Origin of the sequence: Caulobacter sp. Root487D2Y (assembly GCF_001427165.1) — a bacterium.
Classification (GTDB): domain Bacteria; phylum Pseudomonadota; class Alphaproteobacteria; order Caulobacterales; family Caulobacteraceae; genus Caulobacter.
This window is the reverse complement of sequence record NZ_LMFD01000010.1, coordinates 1,058,796-1,070,733: the sequence shown is the minus strand read 5'-3', so window position 1 is coordinate 1,070,733 and position 11,938 is coordinate 1,058,796. Positions and strand designations below refer to the sequence as shown.

Sequence of the window (11,938 nt, the reverse complement as noted above, 5' to 3'; positions counted from 1 at the left end):
TGGGGAGGGGGGACCAGCGAAGCTGGTGGGCGGGGTCCGCTGACTCATCAAGTCCCACCCGACCCCTTCGGGGCCACCCTCCCCGTAAAGGGGAGGGAAGGGCGGTCAGCCTAGTCCCGGCCCCAGCGCCACTTCCACGGACCGTCGCTCTTACGCCAGCTGACGACGAGGACGATCGCCGTGGAGGCCAGCACCACGCCGAGGTGAAGGCCGGGGTTGCGCTCCACCAACACCAGGCTGCTGGTCATGACGACGACCAGGAAGCCGATGACCAACGCCCAGCCTTCCCAGCTGCGGGGCCAACCGGCCCCGAATCCATAACGCTTCACGCGAAACCAAGGCTTGCCCATGCGGGCCTCCGTAGGGTTTTACGCGGGCAAGTTTACACCCAGCTCGCCGGCCAGGTCACGGGTGAACTGCCAGGCCACCCGGCCCGAGCGGGCGCCGCGCAGCTGCGACCATTGCAGGGCCCGGCGCTCGAGGTTCTCGACCTTCAGGCCGAACCGGTCGGCATAGGCGTGGACCGCCGCCAGATAGGTCGGCTGGTCCATGGGCGGAAAGCCGATCCACAGGCCGAAGCGGTCGGAGACGCTCATCTCCTCCTCGGCGTTCTCGGCGGCGGCGATCGCGCCCTGGCTCTCGACGTGGTCGCGCGGCATCAGGTGGCGGCGGTTGGAGGTGGCGACGAACAGCACGTTCTCGGGCGGGCCGGCCACGCCGCCCTCCAGGGCCGATTTCAGCGCCTTGGCGGCCGCCGCCCCGTCCTCGAAAGACAGGTCGTCGCACAGCACCACGAAGCGCTCCGGGCGCGCGCGCAGCTGGTCGAACAGCGGGGGCAGGGCGGTCACCTCGTCGCGGTCGACCTCGACCAGCTTCAGGGCGGGAAACTCGGCCGCCAGCACCATGAAGGCCGACTTGGTCAGCGAGCTCTTGCCCGTGCCGCGCACGCCCCACAGCAGCACGTGGTTGCAGGGCAGGCCGACGGCGAAGCGACGGAGATTCTCGACGAAGCGGTCCTTCTGGCGATCGACGCCGATCAGCAGGTCCAGGGCCATCGGATAGTCCGGAGCCGGTACGAAGCCGCCGCTGCCCCCCTTTTCAGGAGAATGGGGCTCATGCCGGAAAAGCCGCCCGGCGTCGAAGGCGGGGGCGGCCGGAGCGGCCGGAGCCAGGCGCTCCAGGGCGTCGGCGATGCGGGCGAGCAGGGGGACGGCGTCGTCGTTCATGTGTTGCTCCCTAGCCTCACCGCGCCGTCATTGCAAAAGGGGAGGTGAACGCATAGCTTCCGCCGACTTGACGCGGGTCCTATCTGAAGAGCCCGCGCATCGACAATCTGGAGTCGTTATGAATTCCGCTATGATGCAGCAGTTCATGGGCATCGCGCCCATCATTCTGATGGTTGTGCTGTTCTACTTCATGCTGATCCGCCCGCAGCAGCAGCGCGCCAAGCAGCACGCCGCCGCCATCGCCGCCGTCAAGCGCGGCGACAACGTCGTGCTGTCGAACGGCATGCTGGGCAAGGTCGTCCGGGTCGAGGAAGCCGAAGTCGGCGTCGAGATCGCCCAGGGCGTGACCGTCAAGGTCGTCAAGAGCATGATCGCCGAGATCCGCGCCAAGGGCGAACCGGCCCCGGCCAACGACCCCAAGAGCTGATCACCGTCGAGTCGACCTCGGGGGGCGCCGACCACGAGGCGCCGCCCACAACGAGACGCCTCAGGGCGTCGTCCAGAGCCTGTAATCCATGCTGACCCTCTCCCGCTGGAAAGTCACCGCCGTCATACTGTCGGTGATTTTCGGCATCGTCTTCACCCTGCCGAACCTGTTGCCGCAGAAGACGCTCGACGCGCTTCCCGGCTGGGTTCCCCATCAGAAGCTGAACCTCGGCCTCGACCTGCAGGGCGGTTCGTACCTGCTCTACGAGGTCGACACCGATGCGCTGCGCGCCGAACGCCTGACCAACATGGTCGAGGACGTGCGCACCACGCTGCGCAACGACCAGATCGAGTTCGGCGAGCTGGGTGAAGCGGGCGGGATCGTTCGGGTCCGCATCACCGATCCGGGCAAGGTGGACCAGGCGGTCAGCCTGCTGCGTCGCTCGATCGGCGGTCCTCTGGCCGGCGCCATCGGCGGCCGCGACACCAATATCAGCAACAAGGGCGACGGCCGCCTGGAGCTGAGCTTCGTGCCCGAGGCCGCCAAGGCCGACGCCGCCAAGGCGGTGGATCAGTCGATCGAGACGATTCGTCGTCGGGTCGACGCCATGGGCACCAAGGAACCGACCATCACCCGTCAGGGCGTCAACCGGATCGTCATCCAGGCGGCCGGCGAGAGCGATCCGGCCCGCCTGCAGGCGGTGATCGGCCAGACGGCCAAGCTGACCTTCCAGATGGTCGACGAGACCGTCACGCCCGAGGACATGGCCGCCGGTCGCATCCCGCCCGGCGTGATGGTGATCCCGAGCGCCGAGGCCGGCCGCCCGCCGATCCCCGTGGCCAAGCGCGCCCTGGTGACCGGCGAGGACCTGGTCGACGCCAACCAGACCTTCGACCAGAACGGCGCGGCCGCCGTCGGCTTCCGCTTCGGCGGTTCGGGCGCCCGCAAGTTCGGCGACGCCACGACCCGCAACGTCGGCAAGCGCTTCGCCATCGTGCTGGACAACAAGTACATCTCCGATCCGCGGATCAACCAGCCGCTGCCGGGCGGTTCGGGCATCATCACCGGCAACTTCACGCCGGAAAGCGCCGCCGAGCTGGCCCTGCTGCTGCGCTCGGGCGCTCTGCCCGCCAAGCTGAACCTCGAGGAACAACGCACCGTCGGGGCCGAGCTGGGCGCCGACGCCGTGCGGGCCGGCACGATCTCGCTGGCCATCGGCGCGGCCGCGATGTTCGTGTTCATCATCCTGGCGTACGGCCTGTTCGGGACGTTCGCGGCCATCGCCCTGTTCGTCAACGTGCTGCTGATCGTCGGCATCATGTCGATGACCCAGGCGACCCTGACCTTCCCCGGCATCGCCGGCCTGATCCTGACCCTGGCGGTCGCGGTCGACGCCAACGTGCTGATCTACGAACGGATGCGGGACGAGGCGGCGGCGGGACGCTCGCCGATGTCGGCGGCCGACACCGGCTATCGGCGGGCGCTGGTCTCGATCATGGACGCCAACATCACCAGCGTGATCTCGGCCTTGATCATGTTCTCCATGGGCGCCGGACCGGTCAAAGGTTTCGCCTGGACGCTTCTCATCGGCGTGTTCACTTCGTTGTTCACCGCCATTCTCATTACCCAAGTGCTCATCGGTTGGTGGTTCAAGGCCGCCAAGCCGAAGAAGCTGCCGATCGCCTGAGGATCATCATGGCCTGGCCTCTTATCCGCCTGATCCCGCGTTCGACCCACTTCCGCTTCGTGAAGTGGGCGCCCGTCGCCGCGATCTTCTCCGCCCTGCTGATCGTCGGCTCGGGCGTCTCGTTCTTCACCCAGGGCCTGAACCTGGGCATCGACTTCAAGGGCGGCGTGGCGCTGGAAGCGCGCATGCCCACCCCGATCCCCACGTCCGAGCTGCGCACGGCCCTGGCTGGGTTCGGCGCCCATGACGCCCAGGTGCAGCCCTTCGGCTCGCCCAACAGCGCCATGATCCGCTTCCTGCCCGAGGCGGGCCAGAACCCGAACCAGGCGGCCGTCGACCTGGAGAAGAAGCTGATCCAGCGCTACCCGACCATGACCATCCCGTCGCACTCGGCGATCGGGGCCAAGGTCTCGGGCGAGCTGCTGGGCAAGGGCTTCATGGCCCTGGGCATCGCCCTGGCCCTGATGCTGGCCTACATCTGGTTCCGCTTCGGCCTGTCCTACGGCACCGGCGCGGTCGTGGCGGTGTTCCACGACATCGTGCTGACCCTGGGCCTGTTGTCGGTGCTGCAGATCGAGTTCTCGATGACCTCGATCGCCGCCCTGCTGACGGTGATCGGCTACTCGATGAACGAAAAGGTCATCACCTTCGACCGGCTGAAGGAAAACCTGCGCAAGTACAAGACCACGCCGCTGCGCGAGATCATCGACCTGTCGGAGAACGAGCGTCTGTCGCGGACGATCATCACCGGCACCACGGCCCTGCTGGCCCTGGGCGGCACGATGTTCTTCGGCGGCCCGGTGCTGTTCCCGCTGGTCTTCACGATGACCTTCGGCATCATCATCGGCACCTATTCGTCGGTCTATATCGCCCTGCCGCTGATCCTCGTCTGGGGCGTCAAGCGGGGCGAAGAGGAAGCCACGCCGATCAAGCTCGGCGCCGGCACCCGGCCCTGATGCTGCGCCAGCCGCCATCGATAGACGCCTGGGGCGGCGGCGGCTTCCGCGTCTCCGGCGACTGGCGTCCGGGCTCGCTGCTGATCATCGACGATCAGCCGCGGACCTGGGCGGCCACCAGCCTGGCGACTCTTACGCCCGAAGACTTCGCCGAGGTCTTCGCGGCGGGCGGCGCGGTCGAGTTCGTGCTGCTGGGCGTGGGCCTGGTCAACGCCCTGCCGCCGCGGCCGGTGCGCGACGCGCTGAAGGCGGCGGGCGTGGGGCTGGAGTTCATGAGCACCGAGGGCGCGGCCCGCACCTACAACGTGCTGGCCAGCGAAGGCCGACGCCTGGCGGCGGCCCTGATCGCCGTCTAGAGCGCGGCGTCCGCGCTCCAAACGGTCGGCCAATACCCGCAAAGATCGTGTCTATTTGCCGACTCCGCGAGGCGCCTTATACCTGACTTCAAGCAAGGCATCAGGGGGCCTGGACATGACTGCTCTACTTTCGAATTTCCGCAACACCATCATCGTCAGCGTCATCCTGGCGCTGGTGATCGCGTTCGGCTTCGGGCACAGCCCGCACGGCTTCGACGAAGCCTATTTCCAGGCGGTGTTCCGCGTGATGCACGTGTTCTTCGGCATCCTTTGGATCGGACTGCTGTACTATTTCAACTTCGTGCAGATCCGCGTCATGCCGCAGATCCCGGCCGAGCTGAAGCCGGCGGTGTCGAAGTACATCGCGCCCGAGGCGCTGTTCTGGTTCCGCTGGGCGGCGCTGGCGACCTGGCTGATGGGCGTGGTCCTGGCCTTCAGCCGCGGCTATCTGGGCGAGGCGGCGACCTTCGGTCTCTGGGGCGGCTACGAGCGCGGCGTCGACATGGGCTTCACCTTCATCGGCCTGGGCATGTGGCTGGCGACGATCATGTTCATCAACGTCTGGGGCGTGATCTGGCCGAATCAGAAGCGAGCCCTCGGCCTCGTCGAGGCCGACGCGGACACCAAGGCCAAGTCGGCCAAGATGGCCATGCTGTTCTCGCGCATCAACACGCTGCTCAGCATCCCGATGCTGGTCACGATGACGATGTACCAGACGCTGTTCGGCTGATCCCGGGATCGGACGGCATGGAGAAGGCCCGCCCGATCGGCGGGCCTTTTTCTTTTGGGCGATGCGGCGCATAAGCCGCGCCCATGACGACGCTGGACATCGCCCACCGGGACAACGCTCCCGACGCCGACCTGGACGCCCTGGTGCGCCGGGTCGACCCCGACCGCTGGCTGGCCAGCCGGTTCATCGCCGATCCCAAGGCCCGCGCCGACGTCATCGCGCTGTACGCCTTCAACTACGAGCTGGCGCGGGTGGCCGGCGGGGTCAGCAACGCCCTGATGGGCGAAATCCGCCTGACCTGGTGGCGCGAGGCCATGGAGGAGATCGCCGCCGGCCAGATCGCGCGCAAGCACCCCGCCGTCCAGGCGGTGGCCGCCGCCGGCTATCCCTTGAGCGCCTTGGCCGAGATGGCGCAGGCGCGCCTGGCCGATCTGGACGACGCGCCGTTCGAGACGGAGGCCCAGGTCCTGGCCTATGTCGACGCCACGGCCGGGGCGGTGATGATGCTGGCCGCCTGGCGGCTGGACGCGAAGGCCGATCTCCACGCCGTCCAGGACGCCGCCCGGACCTATGGCCTGGCGGGCCTGTGGCGGCTGAAGCGGGCCGGGGTCCAGCGCCTGCCGGCCGACTGGACCCAGGGCGACGTCCGCCGCCGGGTGGATGCGGCGCGGCGCAAGGCGAACGCCGCGCTCAAGGCGCTGCCGGTCGCCGCCTTCCCCGCCGCCGCGCCCGCGGCCCTGGCGATGGCCCAGACCGGCGGGCGCGAGCTGGGCGCGTTGGAGACGCAGGTCCGGCTGACCTGGGCGGTGGCGACGGGGCGGATCTGAGCCGGGGACACGCCCTTGCGGCGTGTCCCCAAGGGCGGGCGCGGCGCTTGCTGATGGGGACACGCCGCAAGGGCATGTTCCCGCCTTACGCCGCCTCTGACGGCTTCTTGGTCTGCCGCGCGGCCTTGGTCAGGCGGTCCAGCACGTCGGGAACCAGCTGCTCGGAAAAGCCGCCGATGAAGGCCCAGACCATCATCTTGGCCGCGTCGACGGCGGCTGGGAACATCAGGCCGCGATTGACCAGGGTGATCGGGCAATCGTAGCGGCAGGGTACGATCTGGGGAAACAGCGCCGCCGCCCCGCTGCCGACGATCGCGCCGTCGCGCACCAGGCCGCTGGCGAAGAAGGCCACCAGGACGAACGACACCGACATGCCCACGAAGGCGGCGATGAACACCGCCGTCAGCCCCTGGCTGAGGGCGCTGACCTGGCGCACCGGGTCGATCTCGGACGAGGCCGAGGCCATGGCCGACTCCGTCCGGCGCAGCACCGACACCATGGCCCCGGCCGCGCCGACGAAGGCGATCAGCGCGAAGTTGGCGATCACCATCACCGACTCGCGGATGGCGCCGGGCGGAGTGATGTTGGGCAGGATCCGGGTGATCATCAGCGCCAGGAACAGCCAGCACAACAGGCCCAGGGCCCAGCGCCGCATCCGGCCGGTCAGGACTTCGCGCTCGCTGCTCAGCGTATAGAGCAGCTTCAGCCGCTCCAGCAGGCTCAAGGCCTCGGCCTCGAGTTCGGCGCGCGTGGCGTCGTCCGGCGCGAAAACGACATGCTCGAGCTTGATGTTCTTGGGGCCCACGGCCTGGATGTAGCGTTCGCGCAGCTGCGGCACGAACCACTTCAGCCGTTCCAGCCCGTAGTCGCGGACCATCCATTTGCGCAGGTCGACCGCGGCGGCGATTTGTTCGCTGGGGTAGGGGCTGTTGAAGCCCGCCGTCAGGCGCCTGAACTTCTCTTCGCGCTCGGCCTGGCTGTTGTCGCCGGTGGTTGAATCGCCCTCGGCGTGGCCGCGGCTGCCGTGGCGCAAGGCGATCTCGGTGAGGTCCAGGTCCAGTTCCGCCGCCAGGATGCGGGCCTCGGCGTAGCGTCCGCCCAGTCGCGAATGCAGCGTGAGCCGGTCCGAGATCGCGCGAAACAGATGGAACATGGGCGCCCCTTCCGTGTCCAAACTAACGGAAGGGGCGAAGGGCTGCAATTTATAAGCGCATTACTTGGCAGGCTCGCCCTTGGTCCAGCGATCGAGCCATTTCTGCACCTCGTCGTGCCACTGCACCGAGTTCTGGGCCTTCAGCACCCAGTGATTCTCGTTGGGGAAATACAGCAGCTTGCTGGGAACGCCCTTGCGCTGCAGGGCCGTGAACGTCCCGATGCCTTCCTCCAGCGGCACGCGGAAGTCCTGGCCGCCCTGGACCACCATCTCCGGCACGCTCCACTGGTCGACATGGTCGGCCGGATTGAACTTGGAATAGGTGGTGTTGGCCGCGTAGGGCGGGCCGCCGTTCTCCCATTCGCTGAACCACAGCTCCTCGGTGGAGTAGCCCATGAAGCGGCTGTCGAAGATGCCGTCGTGGTTGACCAGGCACTTCCACGGCGCCTTCCACTGGCTGGCGATCCAGTTGATCATGAAGCCGCCGTACGAGCCGCCCAGGGCGCAGGCGCGGTCCTTGTCGAGGAAGCCGTACTTGCCCGTCGCGAAGGCCCAGCCCTTCTGCAGGTCCTCCAGCGGGCGGTCGCCCCAGTGCTGGCTGATCGCGTCGGTGAAGGCCTGGCCGTAGCCGGTCGAGCCGTGGAAATCGATCATCACCACGGCATAGCCGGCCCCGGCGTAGGTCTGGGCGTTCCAGCGATAGTGAAAGAGGTTGCCGAACGATCCTTGCGGGCCGCCATGGATCAGGAAGGCGACCGGATACGTCTTGGCCGGATCGAAATTGGCCGGCTTGACCAGATAGCCGTGGACCGTCTCGCCGTTCCAGCCGGGGAAGCTGAACTGCTCGGTGTCGCCCATGGCCACGCCGGCCAGGGCCTCGGCGTTGTTGTTGGTGAGTTTGATCGGCGCCTCGGCCTTCTTGGCGACGGTCGACAGGGCGTAGAGCTGGGCCGGGCTCTTCAGGTTGTCCTGGGCGTAGACGATCGACTGCGGGCCGACGCTGAAGCCGCTGACATGGCCTTCGCCGGTCAGGGGCGTGACCTTGCCGGACTTCACGTCGATGGCGAACAGCTTGGTCTGCCCGACGTCCTCGGCGGTCGTGTAGATCGTCTTGCCGTCGGCGCTCCAGGCGATCGACTGGGCCGAACGGTCCCAGCCGGCGGTCAGCTCGCGCTCGCCGTAGCCCTTGGCGTCCTTGGCGTCGGCTTCGCGGACCATGATCGCCAGGCGGTCGGCCTCGAAGCCCGGGCGCTTCATGGCCAGATAGGCCGAGATCCTGCCGTCCGGCGAGAAGCTGGGTTGGGAATCCATGGCCTTGTTGGCCTGCGTGCGGTTCTCCGGCTTGGCCGAGCCGTCCATGGGAACGCGCCACAGGTCGTAGTTGGTGCTCCACGATTCCTCGCGGTCGGCCGGCTTGGCCGAGAACACCACCCATTTGCCGTCCGGCGTGATGTTGAAGTCCTCGTCGCCGCCGAACGGTTTGGTCGGGGTGTCGCCGTTGAAGCCGTTCATCAGCGCGACGGGCGTTCCGGTCGCCAGGCCCTGATCACCGAGTTTCAGCGCGTAGAGGTGGTTCTGGAGGCCGTCGTTCCAGGCGTCCCAGTGGCGGATGAACAGCTTGTCGAAGACCACGCCGGTGGTCTTGACGCCGGCCTTGGCGGCCAGCTTGTCCTTGGTGCAGTCCAGGGTGTCGCAGTCGGGGAACACCGACTGGGCGATGACGATGGTCTTGCCGTCGGGCGCGATCTTGAAGGCGCCGACGTCGAACGGCGCCTTGGTCGCCTGGACGGCGGTCTCGCCGGCCGCGTCGGTGCGATAGACCTGGTCCAGGCCGCCGGTCCGGCCCGAGATGAAGTAGAGGCCCTTGCCGTCGGGCGACCAGCGGGCGCTGCTGGCGCCGCCGTCCGAGACGGCCAGCCGGCGCGGCGCCGTCTTGGCCTTCAGGTCGGCGATCCACAGCGACATCGAGGCCTTGTTGGCCGGCAGGTCCATCGTCCGTACGCTGTAGACCACGAAGCGGCCGTCAGGCGACACGCGCGGATCGCTGATCCGCTCCAGCTGCACCATGTCCTTGGCGGTGAAGCCGCGACCGCCCTGGGCGTCGGCGGCCAGGGCGCCCGGCGCGACGGCGAAGGCGGCCATGGACAGGGCGAGGGCGGAAGCGGCTATGCGCAAGGTCTTGGTCATCGAGACGGGATCCGGGAGAAGTTGGCGCCGAAAAGCGGCCAGAGCCTAGCGACGGCGTGCGGGCGAAGCCAGGGGAGGGGCACAAGATTGCCTCCGGAAACGCCAAGCTCTGCAATGCGACAAAATGGTGACCGTCGATTGGCCAAAAAAGTCATGAAAAACAATCCGCTAGTAAGGTAACAATCGGAAACAGGACTTGCTTTGCCGCGACGCAGCATTGTCCCTAAATGGTATGCGGGGACGAGAGGCGGTCGATCGAACCGCCCCGCTGCTAAGTTTAAGGGTTTCAAGTGTCGGCTTCGGCATATTTTCAGCACACGGTCGCCGGACCGGTGATTTTCGCCGGTGTGGGCCTGCACACCGGCGCGCACGTGCGCGTCGCCGTGCGCCCGGCCCCGGTCGACGCCGGGATCGTCTTCGTGCGCACCGATGTCCACGACCGCGACAACCGCGTGCCGGTCAAGCCGGACGCCGTCTGCCAGACTCAGCTGGGCACCGTCATCAACAACGCCGCCGACGTGCGTGTCTCGACCATCGAGCACCTGATGGCCGCCCTGGCCGCCCTGGCCATCGACAACTGCGTGGTCGAGCTGGACGGTCCGGAAGTGCCGATCATGGACGGTTCGTCCGAGCCCTTCATGCAGATCCTCGACCGCGCCGGCCGCCGCAAGCAGGAAGCCGCTCGTCACTACATCGAGATTCTCGACACCGTGGTGGTCGAGGAAGGCGACAAGCTGGCCAGCCTGTCGCCGAGCGACCGGTTCGAGGTCGCCTTCGAGATCGTCTTCGACAGCAAGGTGATCGGCCGCCAGCGCGTCGACCTGACCGTCGACGAAGAATCGTTCCGCGCCGAGCTTTCCGACTGCCGCACCTTCGGCTTCCTCCGCGACGTCGAGGCCCTGCGCGCCATCGGCCTGGCCCGCGGCGGCACGATGGAGAACGCCGTGGTCATCGACGGCGACCGCGTGCTTAACCCCGAAGGCCTGCGCCGCCCCGACGAATTCGTGCGCCACAAGGCGCTGGACGCGGTGGGTGATCTTTATGTGCTGGGCGCGCCGATCATCGGCCGTTTCGAGGGCGTTCTGGCCGGTCACGGCCTGAACAACGCCGTCGTCCGGGCCCTGATGGCCAACCCCGCCGCCTGGCGGATGCGCGCCCATTCGGTGGAATTGGCGCAAGCCGTCTGACAAACTGATACCGAGGCGTCGTCTTGGATCTGATTTGGCTTCGACCTGATTTGGCCAAAAAGCCGATGTCTCTAGCGTTTGGGCGGATTCCCGGGGGGATGCGTCTTGGGGCGTATCCTCGTCATGGCTCGGCTTCCATTTGCGCCCGCATCGGCGTGGTGTAGAAGCCTTGCACGGCGCAGGGGCGCACGTTTGCTTCGAGGGTGAAAAGTCCGTGCTTCGTAATTTCTCGGGACGCAAGGTCGCTATCGTCGCGACCGCCGTGCTGGTCGCCCTGTCGGTCTCCGCCTGCGCCGGCAAGCGCAAGAAGCCGACCCTGGCCTACGAAGAGCGCCCGGTGGAGCTGCTCTATTCGACCGGCGCCAATCGCCTGGACCGCGGCAGCTACAACGAAGCCGTCGACTATTTCCGCGAGGTCGAGCGTCAGCACCCCTATTCGGAATGGTCGCGCCGCTCGATCCTGATGACCGGCTACGCTCACTATATGAGCAACCAGTACAGCGAGGCGATCTCCGACGCCGACCGCTTCATCGGCCTCTATCCGGGCAATCCTTCGGCCTCCTACGCCTACTATCTGAAGGCCGTCTGCTATTTCGAGCAGATCGTCGACGTGAACCGCGACCAGGCCGCGACCGAGCAGGCCATGGCCTCGCTGCGCGACGTGGTCCAGCGCTATCCCAACTCGGAATACGCCCAGGACGCGCGCCTGAAGATCGACATGGTCAGCGACCAGCTGGCCGGCAAGGAAATGACCATCGGCCGCTACTATCTGAAGAACGGCCAGACCCTGGCGGCCATCGGCCGGTTCCGCACCGTGGTCGACCGCCACCAGACCACCTCGCACGCGCCCGAGGCTCTGTACCGCCTGGTCGAGAGCTACCTGACCCTGGGCCTGCTGGACGAGGCCAAGCGCAACGGCGCGGTGCTGGGCTACAACTTCCCGGGCGATCCCTGGTACGCCGAGGCCTACAAGCTGCTGACGTCCAACAACCTCAGGCCGGCCGTCGAGCCGCTGAAGGCCGGCAACAAGAAGAACATGCTGGACCGTCTGACCCACGACAAGGACAAGACCCTGGCGCCTCCCGCCGACACCACCACGCCGGCCGACGGCAAGCCGCCGGCCGAGACCAAGCCCAAGAAGGGCGGCGTCTCGGGCATCCTGGGGATGTGATTTCAGCGGGCCGGTCCTTCCAGGATCGGCC

The 11,938-nt window shown here is 67.3% G+C and carries 12 protein-coding genes; 8 read left to right on the top strand and 4 right to left on the bottom strand.

What is annotated here, in order from left to right:
• Positions 1–110: 110 nt before the first annotated feature.
• Together ASD38_RS14740 and ASD38_RS14735 are read right to left on the bottom strand one after the other, a co-directional pair.
• Positions 111–350, bottom strand: coding sequence for a hypothetical protein (locus ASD38_RS14740; protein WP_056444938.1), 240 nt, complete (start codon positions 348–350; stop codon positions 111–113).
• 18 nt (positions 351–368) lie between these two features.
• Positions 369–1,226 (bottom strand): ATP-binding protein, encoded by an 858-nt coding sequence (locus ASD38_RS14735; RefSeq protein ID WP_056444935.1) that lies wholly within the window; start codon positions 1,224–1,226, stop codon positions 369–371.
• Between the two features lie 118 nt (positions 1,227–1,344).
• Between ASD38_RS14735 and yajC the strand changes: the two genes are divergently transcribed.
• The 6 genes from yajC to ASD38_RS14705 all read left to right on the top strand — a co-directional run bounded on the left by yajC (position 1,345) and on the right by ASD38_RS14705 (position 6,209).
• Positions 1,345–1,653 (top strand): preprotein translocase subunit YajC, encoded by a 309-nt coding sequence (gene yajC / locus ASD38_RS14730; RefSeq protein ID WP_056444932.1) that lies wholly within the window; start codon positions 1,345–1,347, stop codon positions 1,651–1,653.
• A gap of 88 nt (positions 1,654–1,741) precedes the next feature.
• The gene (secD, locus tag ASD38_RS14725; RefSeq protein WP_056460955.1) at positions 1,742–3,340 is read left to right on the top strand and encodes a protein translocase subunit SecD; all 1,599 of its coding nucleotides are present in this window, start codon (positions 1,742–1,744) and stop codon (positions 3,338–3,340) included.
• 8 nt (positions 3,341–3,348) lie between these two features.
• Positions 3,349–4,296, top strand: a complete 948-nt coding sequence (secF, locus tag ASD38_RS14720; protein WP_056444930.1) for a protein translocase subunit SecF — start codon at positions 3,349–3,351, stop codon at positions 4,294–4,296.
• 2 nt (positions 4,297–4,298) lie between these two features.
• Positions 4,299–4,652 (top strand): Mth938-like domain-containing protein, encoded by a 354-nt coding sequence (locus tag ASD38_RS14715; protein ID WP_056446191.1) that lies wholly within the window; start codon positions 4,299–4,301, stop codon positions 4,650–4,652.
• Between the two features lie 115 nt (positions 4,653–4,767).
• Positions 4,768–5,382 carry a urate hydroxylase PuuD gene (locus tag ASD38_RS14710; protein WP_056444927.1) on the top strand — a complete coding sequence of 205 codons (615 nt, stop codon included), beginning with the start codon at positions 4,768–4,770 and terminating at the stop codon, positions 5,380–5,382.
• 83 nt (positions 5,383–5,465) lie between these two features.
• Positions 5,466–6,209, top strand: coding sequence for a squalene/phytoene synthase family protein (locus ASD38_RS14705; protein ID WP_056460952.1), 744 nt, complete (start codon positions 5,466–5,468; stop codon positions 6,207–6,209).
• Positions 6,210–6,294: 85 nt separating this feature from the next.
• Here ASD38_RS14705 and ASD38_RS14700 read toward each other — a convergent pair whose 3' ends face one another.
• Both ASD38_RS14700 and ASD38_RS14695 read right to left on the bottom strand, forming a co-directional pair.
• Positions 6,295–7,362: a hypothetical protein gene (locus tag ASD38_RS14700; protein WP_056444921.1), complete on the bottom strand. Its 1,068-nt coding sequence runs from the start codon at positions 7,360–7,362 to the stop codon at positions 6,295–6,297.
• Between the two features lie 60 nt (positions 7,363–7,422).
• Positions 7,423–9,549 (bottom strand): S9 family peptidase, encoded by a 2,127-nt coding sequence (locus ASD38_RS14695; protein ID WP_056460950.1) that lies wholly within the window; start codon positions 9,547–9,549, stop codon positions 7,423–7,425.
• A 290-nt stretch (positions 9,550–9,839) separates the two neighbouring features.
• Between ASD38_RS14695 and lpxC the strand changes: the two genes are divergently transcribed.
• Together lpxC and ASD38_RS14685 are read left to right on the top strand one after the other, a co-directional pair.
• Positions 9,840–10,736, top strand: a complete 897-nt coding sequence (gene lpxC / locus ASD38_RS14690) for a UDP-3-O-acyl-N-acetylglucosamine deacetylase (RefSeq protein WP_056460947.1) — start codon at positions 9,840–9,842, stop codon at positions 10,734–10,736.
• Positions 10,737–10,905: 169 nt separating this feature from the next.
• A complete protein-coding gene (locus tag ASD38_RS14685; RefSeq protein ID WP_162250254.1) occupies positions 10,906–11,907 on the top strand; it encodes an outer membrane protein assembly factor BamD in 1,002 nt (333 codons plus the stop codon).
• The last annotated feature ends 31 nt before the right edge of the window (positions 11,908–11,938 follow it).